The following is a 16,042-nucleotide window of genomic DNA, read 5'->3' on the forward strand; positions in this document are numbered from 1 at the left end:
ACACGCCCACCCCCATTCGACGTGCGAGTCCGGGGACGCTCCCAGGTGGGCCGGTTATCGTGACCGCCATGTCACGTTCGGGGAAGGCCGCGATCGGGACCGTGGTACTGCTGATCCTGATCCTCGGCGGTGGCTACGCACTGGACCGGTGGGCGGTGACCCGCGCCGAGGAGCGGATCACCACCGAACTGACCGGATCCTTCCCCGACGCCGCTGGCGTACAGGTGCAGATCCCCGGTCTGCTGTTCCTGCCCCAGCTGCTCTCCGGGTCGCTGAACACGGTGGAGCTCACTGCCGACGGCGTCCGGTACGACGGTCTGGACGTCACCGACGTGCAGGTGCTGGCCCACGGGGTGGACGTGGCCGAGCCGCGGACCGTGGACGAGGTGACCGTGATCGGCACCGTGCCCGGAGCGACGGTGCGTGCCGCAGTGGCGGCCTCAGGGCGGCTGCCGGAGGAGGTCACGGTGGACGTGGCCGACGGTGCCGTGGTGGCAACCGCCACGGTGCTGGGCGTCCCCCTCGAGGCGACCCTGCAGCCGGTGGTCTCCGACGGCGAGCTCCGGCTGGAGCCGCAGACCTTCACCCTGGGCGGCCTCGAGGTGGACGCGACCGCCGTGCCGGACGGGCTGCTCGGCGACCTCGGCACGCTGGAGGTGCCGTTGGACGCCCTCCCGGACTCGCTCACCCTCACCTCCGCCGAGGTGCTCGGCGACGGTGTCCGGCTCGAAGTGACCGGGACGGATATCGCGTTGTCCAGCCTCTCCTAGCCCGGCGCCGTGTCGCCGAGGCACACCCCCTCCTTCCGCGAGTGCGGAGCTTCTCGCTCACCTGATGGGATATTGCCGAAGTTGACCGCACTCGAGCGCAGGCGAGTGCGGCCTGATCGAACGATGCCCCGCGTGGTAGGACTGCGGGATGGCCGCCCGCTTCGAAGAGCTCGACTTTCAGCAGACCCCCGTCGGTGAGATCAGCCTGCGGCGGCGCTACGACCTCACCGCGCAGACCGACCTCTACGAGGTTCGCCTGGGCGAGGAGTACCTGATGTCGAGCCTGTTCACCGCCGCTGAGAAGGCGCTCGCCACCCTCGGCCTCGATGCGCTCGACCGGGACGGCGCCCGTGTGCTGGTGGGTGGTCTGGGCCTCGGCTACACCGCACACACTGCGCTGAACGATCCGCGGGTGGCCGAGCTGACCGTGATGGATGTGGCCGAACCCGTGCTCGACTGGCACCGTCGCGGCCTGCTGCCCGAGACCGCCGGCCTGGCCACCGACCCGCGCTGCCACCTGGTGCTGCGCGACTTCTTCCAGCTCGTCACCACTGAGCCGGAGACCACCTACGACGCGATCCTGCTCGACGTGGACCACACCCCGCGGCACGTGCTGCACCCGAGCCACGCCGACTTCTACACCCCAGCCGGGCTGCGGGCGATGCGCCGCCACCTCAGCCCCGGTGGCCAGTTCGCGCTCTGGTCCGACGACCCACCCGATCCCGCGTTCGAAGCCGTGCTCGCGCAGGTGTTCGACTCCACCGAGGCTGAGGTGGTCGCGTTCGCCAACCCGCTCACGGGCGGCGAGTCGAGCAACACGATCTACCTCGCCGCCGGCTGAGCTGCTAGCCCAGCACCTCCGGCAGCTCCGGTGCCTCCTGACCAAGCACGTGCTCGGCCAGGAACGCCGAGACCACCTGGTACCAGACCTTCGCGTGCTGCGGAGTGAGGATCCAGTGGTTCTCGTCCGGGAAGTACAGGAAGCGGTGCACGGTGGACCCGTCCTCGGCGGCCGGCAGTCCGGAGGCGCTGAGGAGGTCATGCCACAGCCGCAAACCCTCACCGATCGGCACCCGGTAGTCCTTGTCCCCGTGGATCACCAGCATCGGGGTGGTGATCTGCTCCACGGACAGGTGCGGTGAGTTGGCTGCCGCCATCTCCGGCGTCATCTCCCGGTTCCAGTAGTACCCGGCGTCCGTGGTGCCGCCGAAGGTGTCCAGCCCCCACAAGCTCGCGTGCGTGACGATCGCATCGAACCGGTCGGTGTGCCCAGCCACCCAGTTCGCCATGTATCCGCCGAAGGAACCGCCCATCGCGGCCGTCCGGGTCTGGTCGATCTCGGGCAGCGCCTCGGCGGCGTCGGTGGCTGCCATCAGGTCGGTGAACGGCGCCTGCCCCCACTCGCCCCAGCCGCGCTGGATGAACGACTGCCCGTAGCCAGTGCTCAGTGCCGGATCGGGCAAAAGCACGGCGTACCCCTGCGCGACCAGCAGCCACGGGCACCACCGCCAGCTCCACGCATTCCAGGACCCGAGCGGACCCCCGTGGATCCACAGCAGCATCGGCGCCGGATTCTCGGCACTGGCCCCCTCCGGGAGTGCCAGCCAGGACCGCACGCGGGTTCCGTCGTCGGCTTCGGTCTCCACCTCACGCAGCTCACCGGGCAGCACCGGGCGCGGCACGGGGCCGCGCAGCGGGGCGACGTCGCCGGACTCCAAATCGATCCGGACCACTTCGGCCGGGAACTCGTAGGAGGAGCGCAGCGCGAAGGCGGTGGTCCCGTCCGGCGCCACCGCCACGTTCGTGTACGCGGCGGCGTCGTCGGTGAGGCGGGTGACCACCCCGTCCAGGGTCACCTGGAAGACCGGCGAGCGGCCGTCGTCGTCGGTGGCCATCAGCAGCCCGGAGGCGTCCGGCAACCACACCGGCTCCCCGGGCCACCGGTCCCACTCGGCGGCGAGACGGCGAGGGTTGGACCCGTCGATCCCGCACACCCACAAGCTCACCTCAGGGGCCCGCTCCGGCGTGGTGATCGACTCACGCACGTAGGCCACCAACCGGCCGCCGGGACTGATCCGGGCCGGCCCGAACTCGGCGTCGGGGTCGTCGACGAGAACGGTTCGCTCACCCGTGGCCACGTCGATGCGCACCAGCTGGGTGCGCACGGCGCCCTTGCCCATCGGTACCCGCCAAGTGGTCACGACGGCGGAGCCGTCCGAGGCGAGGTCCGCATCCGCTTCGATGAGGTGCTTACCGGCATCGGGGGTGAGGTCGCGCAGCTCGAGCTCGTCCTCAGCACTCAGGTCGGCCGCGAAGAAGCGCGGGGCGGCAGGACCAAGGTCGTGGTCCCAGAACCGGATCGGGTAGTCACTGTGCAGGATCGCGGCCACCTTCTGCTCCGAGCGGGCATCCAGGATGGCCTGCTCGGACTCGGCGTCGGTGGCCGAGGGCATCGTCTCGGCGGTGACCACCACGGTCTCGGCCGCGCGGGCCGCGAGCACCCCGTCGATACCCCCGGGCCGCGAGGCCACCACGCGCGCCTCCCCACCTTCGGCCGGGAGCAGCCACAGGGCCGGCTTCGCCTTGTCCTCACCGGTGCCCTCGGTGGCCCGCTTGGCCACGAACAACAGGTCCCCGTCGGCCGTGAACGCGGCACCGGACTCGCCGGACAGGCCGCGGGTGAGGCGGCGCGCGGGCCGCACCCCGGCCGGGTCCACCTCCCACAGTCCCGTGAGATAACGGGTGTTGTCCTCATTGAGCGAGGAGACGCCGACGACGATGCTCTGCCCGTCGCCGGCCAGGGTCAGGCCCGACAGGCGCGGCAGGGCCACGTAGGAGTCGAGGTCGTGGAAGGGGGTGGCGGGAGGGGTTGCCTCGGTGGTCTGACTCACATCGGTCACCGACTCGGTCTATCACGTCGGCACGGTGGGATGCTACGGATCCACTCGTGCTGGTGGTGGACGTACGGTTCCCCCATGACGTCCACGCCATCCCCGAGCGTCTCCCCTCGAGGAGTCCCGACGGTGATCGTCGAAGCGGTCACGATCGGCGCACTCACCCTGATCGATCCCGCGCGCCTGAGACCGCGGACCCGCCGCACGCTGGTCCTCGGCACCACTGCCGTCTCCGGGGCGGCTGTCGGGGTGGGTGCATACCTGCACATCAGGCCGACGACGCGCACCGCACCGACGGACGAGCCGGAGCACGTGCCCCCCCGGGCGGAGCGAACGAACCGCGGTGCTGGTCTCCACTGCGGCCGGCGGCGCATCGGCCGCGCTGACCTACGGCTGGTTGGTGGCGAGCCTCGCTCTCGATCGCCGGATCCACCTGGCCCTGGAAGGTCGAGGAGTCGCCCGTCCGCGGCTCGTCATGGCCGCCGTCGCTGCCGCAGCCTCTGCGGCCTTGTCCGAGGCTGACCGACGCATGGATGCCCGCAGCGGATAGCGGCGCGGTGCTCGGGCCGGGAACATCTCGAGGGGGCCATCGGGTTGTACCCGGTGACACCGCAGCCAGCGGCGTCACCGGCAAGGAGGTCGCATTTGTCACAGCAGTACCGCAAGACCCCAGAGGCTCTCGAGGGCCTCACCCCCACGCAGTACCGTGTCACTCAGGCCGACGGCACCGAGCCCGCGTTCCGGAACGAGTACTGGAATCATCACGAGGCCGGTCTGTACGTCGACGTCGTCTCGGGAGAGCCGTTGTTCTCCTCGCTCGACAAGTTCGACAGCGGCACCGGCTGGCCCAGCTTCACTCGGCCGTTGGCTCGCGAGGCCGTCACCGAGACGACCGATCGGCTGCTCTGGATGCGCCGCACCGAGGTGCGGTCTGCCGCCGCTGACTCCCACCTCGGGCACGTCTTCGACGACGGCCCACGCGAAGCAGGCGGGCGCCGTTACTGCATGAACTCGGCGGCGCTGCGCTTCGTGCCCGTGGCCGAGCTCGAGGCGCACGGTTACGGCGAGTACCGCACCATGTTCGACAGCCCGTCCCACCAGCAGGAGGCCTCATGACCGACACCGGCGCCATCACACAGACCCCCGGCACCGAGACCGCCGTCCTCGCCGGCGGCTGCTTCTGGGGAATGCAGGACCTGATCCGCCGCCAGCCCGGAGTAGTGGGCACCCGCGTCGGGTACACCGGCGGGTCGAACTCCCAGGCCACGTACGGCAACCATCCCGGACACGCCGAGGCGGTGGAGATCGTCTTCGACCCGGAGCAGACCACGTTCCGCGACGTGCTCGCGTTCTTCTTCCAGATCCACGACCCGAGCACCCTGAACCGGCAGGGCAACGACGTCGGTAGCAGCTACCGGTCGGCGATCTTCCCGCAGTCCCCGGAGCAGGAGCGCCTCGCCCGGGACACGATCGCGGACGTGGACGCCTCCGGGCTGTGGCCGGGCAAGGCGGTCACCACGATCGAGCCGGCCGCCCCGTTCTGGGAGGCCGAGCCGGAGCACCAGGACTACCTGCTGCACCGCCCGAACGGGTACACCTGTCACTTCCCGCGCCCGGGGTGGGTGCTCCCCCGCCGCAACGCCCCGACGGCGTAACACACCAGGGCTGTTGACTCGCCGGGGCGACCGGTTGCCCCGGCGAGTCAGGCTTCGCCCCGGCACGAGAGGCGCCGGGGACCACCAGGTCCTCGGCGCCTCCGGCGCATCCGGGGTTATTCGGTCCGGCGCCGCACCAGCTCGCGCTTGAGGATCTTCCCGCTCGGGCCCAGCGGGAGCTCGTCCAGCACCTCCACCACTCGGGGGTACTTGTAGGCGGCGATCTGTTCCTTGGCCCAGGCGGAGATCTCCTCTCCGGTCACCGGCTCGGCGTCGTCTGCGAGCATCACGGCGGCGTGCACCTCCTGACCGTGCGTCTCGTGCGGGATCCCGAACACCGCCGCCATCTGCACGCTCGGGTGCCGCAGCAGGACTTCCTCCACCTCCCGCGGGTACACGTTGTACCCGCCGCGGATGATCATGTCCTTGGTGCGGTCGGTGATGGTGAGGTACCCGTCCTCGTCCTTGGTGCCCAGGTCGCCGCTGCGGAACCAGCCGTCCACCACGGCTGCCGCGGTGGCGTCCGGGCGGTTCAGGTAGCCGGAGAACAGGTTGTGCCCGCGGATCACCAGCTCTCCCAGCTCCCCGCGGGGCAGCAGCTCGATCCGGTCCGGCACCAGCGGGTCGGCCACCTCCACGTCCACGCCCCAGATCGGTACACCCACGGTCCCCGGCCGCGGCTCGACCCCCACATGGTTGAAGGAGGCCACGGGCGAGGTCTCGGTGAGCCCGTAACCCTCGTGGATCTTCGCCCCGAAGACAGCCTCGAACTTCTCCAGCGCCGCCAACGGGAGCGCCGCTCCCCCGGAGACCCCGAACCGGAGCGGGGGACGTTCGGAGACCTTGGCGGCGGCCGCCGTCAGGGCGATGTGCATGGTGGGCACGCCCATCAGCACGGTGACACCGTGCGCGTTCATCAGTGCTGCGCCCTGGTCGGGGTCGAATCGGGGCAGCAGCACGATCGTTGCTCCTGCGCGGAATCCGGCGTTCAGGGTGACGGTCTGGCCGAACGTGTGGAAGAACGGCAGGCAGCCCAGGATCACGTCCTCGGTGCTCATCGGGAGAGTGTCGGTGAGCAGGGTGTTCACCTGCTCCAGGAGGGCGAAGTGGCAGCCCATCGCCCCCTTCGGTTCACCGGTGGTGCCGGAGGTGTAGAGGATGGTGGCGATGGCATCCGGGGCCTGCGGGATGTAGGAGGCCACGGGGTCGGCCTGGGCCGCGTCGTCCTCGAGCCGCGGCACCGGGATCTCCGCTGTCTTCTCGTCCGGGACGAGCAGACTGAGCAATTCCACCCCGGCGGCCTGGGCCGCGGGTACCGCCTCCCCGAGCAGCGGTGCACCGGCGATCAGGAGCTTGGCGCCGGAATCGCGCAGCACGTACTGGATCTCCCCGGCCTTGAGTAGAGCGTGCACCGGAACCACAGTCGCGCCGAGAGCCAGGATCCCGTAGTAGGTGCGGGCGAAGTCGGGCACGTTCGGCAGCAGCACGGCGACAGTGTCACCCGGTCCGATCCCTCGGGCGCGCAGCGCTCCGGCATAGGCACGAGTCTGCTCCCACAGCTCGGCATAGGTCAGGCGCTGCTCGCCCATCACGAGGGCGGTGCGGTCCGGGTGCCGTGTTGCAGACTCGGCGAGGATCGCGGCCACGGAGACGGTGGCATTGCTGGGCATCGGGGTCCTCTCCCGGTGGCAGCGTCGTCGCAGCCACCTACTGTTGTGATATGGATCACTGTGCGAGGTGTGCTGAGGTCTGTCAACCGGTGCGGTTTCGCTAGGGTGACGGTCGTCCCGACCAAGGAGTCCTTCTCGTGTCAGCTGCTGTCAGCGCACCTTCTTCGGTGCCGCCGTTTCGTTCCTGGTTTCCCGATGCACCGTTCGACGCCACCCACGGATACGACCTCGAATCGTTGCTCACCGTCGACACTCCGGGGACCCGGAGGACTTCGATGCCTTCTGGCGTCGGCTCGCCGTCGAGGCGTCCCAGGTGGCGCCGGAGCCGGAGTTGGCGCCATACCCGATGGAGGCGAGTCACGAGATCCACCGGGTGGACCTGACCTCCCTCGGTGGGATGCGGATCGGGGGGTGGGTGGCCCTGCCGAAGGAGGGCACTCCCCGTGTGGGCGTGGTGTGCAGCCATGGGTACGGCGGGCGGGAGGAACCTGACCTGGCCGGCATGCCCGACGACGCGGCCGTGATCTTCCCGGTGGCGCGCGGGCTGCCGACGGTCAGCCTGATGCCCCAGTACGGCCGCACCGCGCAGGCGCATGTGCTCGAGGGCATCGGTTCGATCCACACCTACGTGCTCGGTGGTTGTGCGGCCGACATCTGGGCGAGCGCCACGGCACTGCGGGAGATCATCGGGGCTGAGGTGCCGCTGGTGTTCGTCGGCGGCAGCTTCGGGGGCGGTCAGGGCGCACTCGCGCTTCCCTGGGACGACCGGTTCGTCGCTGCCGCGCTGCGAGTGCCCAGTTTCGGCCAGTACGACCTGCGCCTGAAGCTGGAGTGCACTGGCAGCGGGGCTGCCGTGCGCGAACATGTGGACGCTCACCCGCGAGCGCGGGAGGTACTGCGCTACTTCGACGCCGCCACCGCCGCCTCCCGGCTACAGATCCCCACCCTGATCGCCTGCGCCCTCTGGGACCCCTCCGTGCCGCCGGCGGGCCAGTTCGCCGTGCACAACGCCGCCCGGTCCGCCACCGGAGAGGCCGCCCAGTTGCAGGTACTCAGTGCCGGCCATGCCGAGTACCCCGGGGATGCTCAGGAGCACGTCGTCTGGCTGCGCGGCGTTCGGGATGTGGTCACCTCGGTGACCGGCTAGAGCCAGCTCACCAGCCGGGCGTAGCGTGGCGCCCATGCCCTCCCAGTCACAGGCACCACGATCACGCGCAAGAGCGGTAACGGCGATCGTTCTCGGGATCGTCCTGGCCGCGCTGATGGTTTATCCATGGCCGCAGCACACCGCTACCCCGATCATCGGCGGCGTGATCCCCGCCTCGCTGTTCTTCTGGATCCTCTGGACCGCGGCGTTCGTCGGCTACGTGGCCTGGATCGCCTACCGGTGGGACCCGTACGCGGCGGTGGTGCGGCGCTCGAACGTCGAGCAGGCCGCGCGCACCAACGGGACCGGCAACGGCACGAGCACTGACACGAACGACGGGAGCCGTTGATGTCCGCCACCACGATGTGGATCGCGCTGGCGGTCTTCGCCGGGCTGCTCGTCTTCCTCGGCTACCTCGGCCACCGCGGCTCGACGAACACCTTGGAGGACTTCGTCCTCGGCAGCCGGAAGCTGAACAAGCTCCCGGCGTTCTTCACCGTGACCGCCACGCTGTTCAGCGCGTTCAGCTACTTCGGGATCACCGGCCAGTTTTACACCAACGGGATCGGCGCGTGGATCCAGGTGGCCACCACAGCCGCCGTCGGGCCGATCCTGTACTTCGCCGGCACCCGGATCTGGATCGTCGCCCGCAAGTACGGGATCGTGAACGTCACCGAGTACCTCACCGACCGGTACCGGTCTCGTTCGGTCGGGCTGGTGGCCGGGATCATCATGATCGCAGCGCTGGTGCCGTACATGGGTGCCCAGTTCCGCGGCAGCGGTCTGACCCTGGAGGCTGTGACGAGCGGCGGGATCCCGTACTGGGCGGGCGCGGTGTTCCTGGCCGTGGTGGTGACCCTCTACGTGATGAGCGGCGGTTTCCGCTCCGTGGTGTGGACCGATGTGATCCAGGGCGGCCTGATGTATGTGCTGCTCGCGGTGGCGGCACTGATCCTCGTGTTCACCCACACCGACGGCTTCGGCAACCTGCTCGACATGGTGGAGGACCAGGGCCAGTCCGCACTGCTCTCCAACCCGGGCGGCGGCGAGCTGTTCGGTCTGCCGTACCTGATCTCGGTGCTGGTGATCTTCGCCGCGGCACACTTCACCATGCCGCAGCTGCAGCAGCGGTGGATGGCCGCACGCAGTCACTCCACGCTGAAGTTCATGGCCATCTCGCTGCCGGTCGGGACGGCGCTGATCTACTTCTGCCTGTTCTACATCGCCATGGTGGGTGTGGTGACCCGGCCGGGCGACCCGGCGCCGGAGGCGATCTACCCGGCCATGATCATGGAGGTCCTGCCGCAGTGGTTGCTGCTGGTGGCGATCCTCGCCATCATCGCGGCCACCGGTTCCACCGCGAACTCGATCGTGCTCACGCTGAGCTCGATCGTGGCCAAGGAGTACGTGAACCCGATCGCCAGGAAGCGCCGGGGCTCGGCGCTCAGCCCGGACCGGGAGAACAAGGCGCTGACCACCACGGCACGGATCATGCTGCCGATCCTCGTGGCCGGCGGACTGCTGGTGGCATTCTTCGGGCCGAGCAGCATCATCGGGATCATCGTCTCGATCACCTGGCCGGCGGTCTTCCTCATCTTCCCGACGCTGCTGGCAGGCTTGTACTGGCGGCGGGCCACAGCCCCGGCGGCGGTCACCTCGATGATCGTCTCCGAGCTGATCTTCCTCAGCCTGAACCAGGGCTGGCTGCCGATCCCGCTCGGCGGCTGGCACCCGGCCATCCCGGCTGCGATCGTCGGTGTGATCGTGCTCGTCGTCGGCAGCCTGCTCACCCGGCCACCGGCGAAGGAGCACGTCGAGCGGCACTTCAAGTTGTTCGAGCCCGAGCCCACGCCCACCCCCACCCCGTAACCCCACCCCACCGCGAGTGCGGCCTATCTCGCTCATCGCGTGAGATATGGGCGAGATCGCCCGCACTCGATGGCCGTCGGGTGCGGGCACCCGGCACACCGGAGGGCGCGTCAGGCGGCGGCCGCTGGTCTCGGTACACAGCCGGCTCGCCTCGCGGCAGAAGGAGACAGTAGATGGACACACCGATCGCCGTGATCACTGGAGGCTCGGCCGGGATCGGACGCGCCGTCGGGGAGCACCTGCATCGCTCCGGTTACCGAGTGGTGAGCCTGGCCCGGCAGCAGGCGGATCCGGCCAGCGGATGGGTGCCGGATGTCCAGCACGAGGTGGATGTGGCCGATTCCGACGGCGTCGCTCAGGTGGCCGCGCAGGTGCTGTCCGAGCAGGGCCGGGTGGACGCCCTGGTCACCTGCGCCGGCACGGTCACCCGGGGTGACCTCATCGAGACCTCAGCCGAACAGGCCGAGCGGCAGGTCGCCGTCAATCTGCTCGGGACGATGAATGCGTGCCGGGCCTTCGCCCCGGCGCTGCAGGCACGTCGGGGCGCGATCGTCACCCTGGGCTCCTCGATCGCGGTGAACCCGCAGACCTCGGTGAGCGCCTACGCCGCCGCGAAGGGCGGCGTGGAGTCGTTCAGCCGAGCGCTCGCCCTGGAGCTGGCGCCGGTGCGGGTGAACGTGGTGCGACCCTCGCTGGTGGACACCGGCATCTGGGTGAGCGGCGGCCTGGACCCCGACGCCTACGACACCTTGATCGCCACCCGGGGCAGCGAGTACCCCCTCGGCAGGGTGGGCCGCCCGGAGGACGTGGCGGCCGCCGTCGCCTTCCTGCTTTCAGCGGGAGCCGGCTGGATCACCGGCGCGGTGCTCCCGGTGGACGGCGGCGCCGACCTGATCGGCCGCTGACGGACCGAACGCCCGCGCCAATGACACTGGCGACGCAACGAATGCGGCCGACACTGACTAAATCTCATCTGGTGAGCGAGATGGGCCGCACTCGCGAGATGGGGTCAGGCGGAGGCGACGGCCGTGCTGTACAGCCCCCGCGCCACCGCGAGCTGCTTACCGTCGGGATTGGTGACCACCGCGTCGGCCACCCCGAGGCTCCTCCCCCGCCGCACCACCGTTCCCACCGCAAGCAGCCGGTCACCGGGCCGGGCCGGGCGCAGATAGTCCACCCGCAGGTCGATCGTGGGCAGCCCGACCCCGAGCTCGGTGACCAGCGCGAAATCGCCGGCCACGTCCAGCAGGGTGGCGAGGATACCGCCGTGCACGTAGCTGCCGTCGACGTCCGCGGTGAGCTCGGCGCGGCAGCCCATCGCGATCTCCACCCTCCCGGGTGCGGCGCTCACCAGCTCCAGGCCTAGCCACTGGTGGTAGGCGGGGGTGGTGAGCAGCTGCTCCACCCGGGCGATGTCCACGTCGGTCACGATGACTCCTTCTCCTCGGTGATGGTCTCCTGGGCCCGTGCGGTCAGGCGGGCGTAGTCCACCTTCCCGGTACCGCCCAGCGGCAGCTCGTCGACGAACCACACCCGGCGCGGGTGCGCGTGTGCGGCGCCGTGGGTGAGCGTGTACTGCTTCACCTCGTCCTCGGTCAGCCCCTCACCCACCACGAACGCCGCCGGCACCTGCCCCTTGCGCTCGTGCGGGATGGGCACCACGGCCGCCTGCCCGACGCCGGGCATGGTGCGCAGCAGCTTCTCCACCTCCAGCGGGTACACGTTCTCCCCGCCCACGTTCATCATGTCGTCCGCGCGGCCGAGCACCCGCAGGTACCCGTCCGGCTCGGCCACGGCGAGGTCGCCGGTCCGCAACCATCCGTCACTGATGCGTTCGGCGGTCACCTCGGGCAGCCGGTGGTACCCGGCGGTCACGCCGGGGTTGCGCACCCACAGCTCTCCCGCCTCACCCACGGGGACCTGCTCGGCCTGGGCGAGGGACGACGTCGGGAGCTCGGGATCGTGCAGGCGCACCTCGCACCCGGGCAGCGGGTGCCCGGCCAAGCCGTAGCGCGGGTGGTCGGTGCGTGGGTTCATCAGCACCTGCGGCCCACCCTCGGTGAGGCCGTACGCCTCGATCACTGGCACTCCGAGCCCGTCCGCGAACCGCCGCCCGAGCGCGTCCGAGAGCGGAGCAGAGCCACAGATCACGAATCGGAGCGATGACAGGTCATGCTCCCGGTGCTGCTCACTGGCCAGCAACATCTCGTACGTCGCCGGCACCCCGGTGGTGTAGGTGCACCGGTGCGCGGCCACCTCCGCGGGGATGCCGGCCGGGTCGGGGCTGCGTCCGATCACGATCGTGCCGCCCACCAGCAGCAGCGGCTTGACCACGCAGATCATCGCGTTCTTGTGGTACAGCGGCGCGGTGATCAGGCCACGGTCGTCGGCCGCCAGCTCCCACACCCGGGCCACGGTGCTGGCGTTCCAGTGCTGGCCGCCGTGGCTGAGCAGGCATCCCTTCGGGTTGCCGGTGGAGCCGGAGGTGTAGGGCTGCAGGCAGATGTCGGTGGAGTGAACGGCTGCCGGTTCGTCAGCGCCCGACGGCGACCCCTCGCCCGGGGAGTCCCCGCGCCACCTGTCCGGGGTGGCCAGCAGCACCGGGACGCCGGCCGGGGCGGCCAGTGCGGTGGCCCGGTTGGCGAGCGGGTCGTGGCTGAGCAGCACCCGGGGTGCGGCGTCGCCCATCACGTGCTCGAGGGAGGCACTCCCGGCGCGCGTGTTGAGCGGGACGGCCACGGCGCCCGCCCAGATCGTGGCGAGCAAAGCCTCGGCGAACCGGTGGTCGTTACCGAACAGCAACGCCACCCGGTCGCCCGGGCCGACCCCGAGACCACGCAACCGCGCCGCAGTGGTGCGGACCGCCGTCGTGAGCTGACGGTAGGTGACCACCTCGGAACCCTGGAGGATCGCGGGGCGGTCCGGGTGCTCGGCGGTGCCGGCGAGCAGCCGCACCGCGAGGTTGTCCGTCACGCGAGCCTCGGCCACGGGCTGCGTCACAGGGTGATCACCACCTTGCCGATCACCGACCGGCTCTCCAGGAGCGCCTCGGCGTCCCGGATCTGCTCGAGTCCGAACTCGCGGTCGATCACGGGTTCCAGCTCCCCGGACCGGACCATCTCCAGCAGCGCCTCGAGGTCCTCCCGGCGCCAGCCGTTGCTGCCCCTGATGTCCAGCTCGCGCACCCACACGTACGGCTGGAACTGGGTGACCTCGTAGCCGCTGGTGGCGCCGCAGGTGACCACCCGTCCGCCGACCTTCGTGGCGCGGATGGAGGACTGCCAGGTGGCGGCGCCAGTGTTGTCGACCATGAGGTCCACGCCCTGCTTGCCGGTGGCCTTCCAGATCTGCGCGCCCCAGTCCTCGGCGCTAGAGTCGATCACGATGTCGGCGCCGAGCTCGGTGAGGCGATCGCGCTTCTCGGCCGAGCTGGCGCAGGCGATCACCGTGGCCCCGACGGCCTTGGCGATCAGCACCGCACCGGTGCCGAGCCCGCCGGCGGCGCCGAGAATGGCCACCGTCTCTCCGGCCTGCAGCCCGCCGCGGGTGATCAGCTGGCGGCGTGCGGTGCCGTACGCGATCGGGAGGGCGGCGGCGCGGGCGAAGTCGACGTCGTCGGGCAGGGGAATGATGTTGGTGGCGGGGACGGAGGCGTACTCGGCCAGTCCGCCCTGCATGTCCTCCCCGAGGGCCTTGCCGCCGACGAGAGGGTCGATGAGGATCCGCTGGCCGACCTGGAGATCGCTGACCTCCGAGCCGACGGCCGCGATCTCACCCGCGATGTCGCCGCCGGAGATGTGCGGCAGCGGCAGTTGCTGGCCGGCCACCCCCTTGCGGACGAAAACGTCCAGGTGGTTCAGCGAACAGGCGCGCACCCGCACGAGCACATCGGTGGGCCCCACCTCAGGCACGGGGTGCTCACCCACCACCCGTCCCTCGGGTCCGCCCCGCTCGACGATCAGTGCGGCTCGCATCGTCCCGCCCGGCACGAACTCCTCAGACATCGGTGTTCCTCCTCCTCGTTCCCGGGTACCCGTCGCCCGGCTCGGGCTCACCTTCTCACGGTCACCCCACCGGCGTTTCAGCCGTGCTCACTGTCCGGACGGTCACCGGCACGCGGCACTGGAATCCCACGGATCGCTGGACTGTCGCGGTCCCGAGCGGCGGGGATCACCGCGCCCGGCTAACGTGGGCGCGCATGACCGTGGAGATGGGCGTCGTGTTCGCGATCGTCGCGGTCGCGCTGTACCTGTTCGCCAGTCAGAAGCTGCCGCTGTACGTGACGGCGATGGCGATCATGGTGACGGTCACCCTGGTGCCGTTCCTGGACGAGCTGCCCTGGCTGCGCGGGACCGGCGTCGACTTCGACGCCGCCTTCCCCACGGTCTCCGAAGGACTGTCCGGGCTCTCGAACACCGCCACCGTCACTGTGCTGGCGATGTTCATCCTCTCCGCGGGGATCCAGCGGGCCGGTCTGTTGCACGTGCTCGGCCGCAAGCTGGTGCCGTTCATCGGTACCTCCGAGGTGCGGCTGCTGGTGGTGGTCACCGGGATCGTCGGGGTGGTCTCCGGGTTCGTGAACAACACCGCTGCGGTGGCGGTCTCGATCCCGTTCGTGCTGGAGATCAGCCGCAGTCTCGGGATCCGGGCGTCCAAGGTGCTGATGCCGCTGAGCTTCATGGGGATGCTCGGCGGCATGCTCACCGTGATCGGGACGTCCACGAGCATCCTGGCCGCCTCCCTGCTGGCGGACATGCCCGCCTTCGACCGGCGGCTGGGCCTGTTCGAGTTCGCCCCGGTCGGGTTGCTCGTGCTGCTCACCGGGATGACCTACTTCCTGGCGGTGGGACGGTTTCTGCTGCCGAACACCGACCTGGGTGGCGCCGGGGAGGATCACGACGAGGAGTTTGTGGTGGAGGCCCGGATCCCGTCCGGGAGCGGGTGGAGCGGGACCACGCTCGAGGAGTCCGGCGCCCACGCCGAGGTGGGCGTGACAGTGCTGGCTCTGCTGCGCGGCGAGGACCGGCATCGCGCCGAGGAGGCCGAGCAGGTGCCCGTGCAGGACGGGGACATCCTCACCGTGCGGGGCACCACCCGGCAGGTCGCCGACCTGATCGCCACTGAGGACGTGGACGTGGTCGCTGACATGGGTGGCGATCGGCAACCGCGCGCCAGCAACGGTTTCCTCGTCCGCGCTCTGGTGCGCAATCGGTGGCTGTTCAACGGCCAGCGCGCCGGGTCGCTGAACTTCCCGCGGCGCTATCGGGCCCGGCTGGTGGGCCTGGAGACGGAACGCCCCCGGGCCACGCGGCTCGCGGACGAACGGCTGCGGGTGGGTGAGGTGGTGCTGCTGGAGGCCGAGGAGGACGAGCTGCCGCGCCTGCGCAAACACCCTGACCTGGTGCTGCTGAGCGAGTTCGAGGACGAGTACGACACGCGCCGGATGTGGCTGTGCGGGCTGATCATGCTCGCGGTGGTGGCGGCCGCTGCGCTCACCCCGGTGCCGATCGTGCTGACGGCGTTGGCCGGTGTGGTCGTGATGGCGGTGACCGGGTGCGTGACGAAGGAGGACGTCACCTCTGGGGTGCCGTGGGACATCATCTTCATGCTCGCCGGGGTGATCCCGCTCGGTATTGCGATGACGAAGTCCGGGGCCGCGCAGTGGATCGGTGATTTCTTCGCGGTCGTCGCCGGCGGGTGGCCGCCGTTGGTGGTGCTGATCGCCCTGTACCTGCTCACCACGGTGCTCACCGAGGTGGTCAGCAACAACGCCTCGGTGGTGATCCTGATCCCGGTGGCCGCGGCACTCTCGGCCGGTCTCGACATCCCGTTGATCGCGCTCGCGCTCACCGTGATGTTCGCGGCATCCACCAGCTTCCTCTCCCCGGTCGGCTACCAGACGAACGCGATGGTGTTCGGCACCGGTGTGTACCGCTTCACCGACTTCGCGAAAGTGGGCGGCCCGCTCAACCTCATCCTGACGGGCGTGACCTGCACGGCGATCTGGTTCCTGTGGATCCGGTGATTTAGTGTGCAA

Annotated in this window: 15 protein-coding genes; 10 read left to right on the forward strand and 5 right to left on the reverse strand. The window is 70.1% G+C overall.

The features are described from left to right. Window positions 1-68: 68 nt before the first annotated feature. Window positions 69-770 carry an LmeA family phospholipid-binding protein gene (locus tag BLU77_RS12215; RefSeq protein ID WP_175477079.1) on the forward strand — a complete coding sequence of 234 codons (702 nt, stop codon included), beginning with the start codon at window positions 69-71 and terminating at the stop codon, window positions 768-770. 148 nt (window positions 771-918) lie between these two features. Next, window positions 919-1,611 (forward strand): spermine/spermidine synthase domain-containing protein, encoded by a 693-nt coding sequence (locus tag BLU77_RS12220; protein ID WP_089773420.1) that lies wholly within the window; start codon window positions 919-921, stop codon window positions 1,609-1,611. 4 nt (window positions 1,612-1,615) lie between these two features. On the opposite strand, the gene BLU77_RS12225 is transcribed toward BLU77_RS12220, so the two are convergent. Beyond that, window positions 1,616-3,670, reverse strand: a complete 2,055-nt coding sequence (locus BLU77_RS12225; RefSeq protein ID WP_245708834.1) for a S9 family peptidase — start codon at window positions 3,668-3,670, stop codon at window positions 1,616-1,618. A gap of 337 nt (window positions 3,671-4,007) precedes the next feature. On the opposite strand from BLU77_RS12225, the gene BLU77_RS12230 reads away from it, so the two are divergent. The 3 genes from BLU77_RS12230 to msrA all read left to right on the forward strand — a co-directional run bounded on the left by BLU77_RS12230 (window position 4,008) and on the right by msrA (window position 5,319). Then, window positions 4,008-4,214 carry a hypothetical protein gene (locus tag BLU77_RS12230; protein ID WP_089773421.1) on the forward strand — a complete coding sequence of 69 codons (207 nt, stop codon included), beginning with the start codon at window positions 4,008-4,010 and terminating at the stop codon, window positions 4,212-4,214. 95 nt (window positions 4,215-4,309) lie between these two features. Continuing rightward, the gene (gene msrB, locus BLU77_RS12235; RefSeq protein ID WP_089773422.1) at window positions 4,310-4,780 is read left to right on the forward strand and encodes a peptide-methionine (R)-S-oxide reductase MsrB; all 471 of its coding nucleotides are present in this window, start codon (window positions 4,310-4,312) and stop codon (window positions 4,778-4,780) included. Next, complete coding sequence (msrA, locus tag BLU77_RS12240) at window positions 4,777-5,319, forward strand: peptide-methionine (S)-S-oxide reductase MsrA (protein ID WP_089773423.1); 543 nt, start codon at window positions 4,777-4,779, stop codon at window positions 5,317-5,319. Before msrB ends, msrA begins: the two co-directional genes overlap by 4 nt. Before the next feature lie 116 nt (window positions 5,320-5,435). Here the strand turns inward: msrA and BLU77_RS12245 are convergent, their stop codons facing one another. Next, window positions 5,436-6,989: a long-chain-fatty-acid--CoA ligase gene (locus BLU77_RS12245; RefSeq protein WP_089773424.1), complete on the reverse strand. Its 1,554-nt coding sequence runs from the start codon at window positions 6,987-6,989 to the stop codon at window positions 5,436-5,438. 232 nt (window positions 6,990-7,221) lie between these two features. On the opposite strand from BLU77_RS12245, the gene BLU77_RS12250 reads away from it, so the two are divergent. From BLU77_RS12250 to BLU77_RS12265, 4 genes are all read left to right on the forward strand, one after another. After that, complete coding sequence (locus tag BLU77_RS12250) at window positions 7,222-8,136, forward strand: acetylxylan esterase (protein ID WP_245708998.1); 915 nt, start codon at window positions 7,222-7,224, stop codon at window positions 8,134-8,136. 34 nt (window positions 8,137-8,170) lie between these two features. After that, entirely contained in the window at window positions 8,171-8,485 is a 315-nt protein-coding gene (locus tag BLU77_RS12255) for a hypothetical protein (RefSeq protein WP_139177755.1), read from the forward strand. Continuing rightward, a complete protein-coding gene (locus tag BLU77_RS12260) occupies window positions 8,485-10,005 on the forward strand; it encodes a sodium:solute symporter family protein (RefSeq protein WP_089773426.1) in 1,521 nt (506 codons plus the stop codon). The genes BLU77_RS12255 and BLU77_RS12260 overlap by 1 nt, the downstream gene beginning before the upstream one ends. A gap of 173 nt (window positions 10,006-10,178) precedes the next feature. Further along, window positions 10,179-10,910, forward strand: coding sequence for an SDR family NAD(P)-dependent oxidoreductase (locus BLU77_RS12265; protein ID WP_089773427.1), 732 nt, complete (start codon window positions 10,179-10,181; stop codon window positions 10,908-10,910). A gap of 104 nt (window positions 10,911-11,014) precedes the next feature. Here BLU77_RS12265 and BLU77_RS12270 read toward each other — a convergent pair whose 3' ends face one another. Genes BLU77_RS12270 through BLU77_RS12280 form a run of 3 tightly spaced genes read right to left on the reverse strand, consistent with a single transcriptional unit; the run spans window position 11,015 to window position 14,009 of the window. Continuing rightward, complete coding sequence (locus BLU77_RS12270) at window positions 11,015-11,434, reverse strand: PaaI family thioesterase (RefSeq protein ID WP_175477080.1); 420 nt, start codon at window positions 11,432-11,434, stop codon at window positions 11,015-11,017. Further along, on the reverse strand, window positions 11,431-13,005 hold the full coding sequence (locus BLU77_RS12275; protein ID WP_089773429.1) for a class I adenylate-forming enzyme family protein: 1,575 nt from the start codon (window positions 13,003-13,005) through the stop codon (window positions 11,431-11,433). The genes BLU77_RS12270 and BLU77_RS12275 overlap by 4 nt, the downstream gene beginning before the upstream one ends. Further along, entirely contained in the window at window positions 13,002-14,009 is a 1,008-nt protein-coding gene (locus tag BLU77_RS12280; protein ID WP_217632444.1) for a zinc-binding dehydrogenase, read from the reverse strand. The genes BLU77_RS12275 and BLU77_RS12280 overlap by 4 nt, the downstream gene beginning before the upstream one ends. A gap of 194 nt (window positions 14,010-14,203) precedes the next feature. Here BLU77_RS12280 and BLU77_RS12285 point away from each other — a divergent pair, with 194 nt between their 5' ends. Beyond that, a complete protein-coding gene (locus BLU77_RS12285) occupies window positions 14,204-16,030 on the forward strand; it encodes an SLC13 family permease (protein WP_089773430.1) in 1,827 nt (608 codons plus the stop codon). Window positions 16,031-16,042 lie beyond the last annotated feature (12 nt).

The organism is Ruania alba (assembly GCF_900105765.1).
Taxonomy (GTDB): Bacteria; Actinomycetota; Actinomycetes; order Actinomycetales; family Beutenbergiaceae; genus Ruania; species Ruania alba.

Bases quoted from the DNA above. Each gene is read 5' to 3' on its own strand.
- BLU77_RS12215 (WP_175477079.1), top strand. From the start codon at position 69: ATGTCACGTTCGGGGAAGGCCGCGATCGGGACCGTGGTACTGCTGATC.
- BLU77_RS12220 (WP_089773420.1), top strand. From the start codon at position 919: ATGGCCGCCCGCTTCGAAGAGCTCGACTTTCAGCAGACCCCCGTCGGT.
- msrA (WP_089773423.1), top strand. From the start codon at position 4,777: ATGACCGACACCGGCGCCATCACACAGACCCCCGGCACCGAGACCGCC.
- BLU77_RS12245 (WP_089773424.1), bottom strand. From the start codon at position 6,989: ATGCCCAGCAATGCCACCGTCTCCGTGGCCGCGATCCTCGCCGAGTCT.
- BLU77_RS12255 (WP_139177755.1), top strand. From the start codon at position 8,171: ATGCCCTCCCAGTCACAGGCACCACGATCACGCGCAAGAGCGGTAACG.
- BLU77_RS12260 (WP_089773426.1), top strand. From the start codon at position 8,485: ATGTCCGCCACCACGATGTGGATCGCGCTGGCGGTCTTCGCCGGGCTG.
- BLU77_RS12265 (WP_089773427.1), top strand. From the start codon at position 10,179: ATGGACACACCGATCGCCGTGATCACTGGAGGCTCGGCCGGGATCGGA.
- BLU77_RS12280 (WP_217632444.1), bottom strand. From the start codon at position 14,009: ATGTCTGAGGAGTTCGTGCCGGGCGGGACGATGCGAGCCGCACTGATC.
- BLU77_RS12285 (WP_089773430.1), top strand. From the start codon at position 14,204: ATGACCGTGGAGATGGGCGTCGTGTTCGCGATCGTCGCGGTCGCGCTG.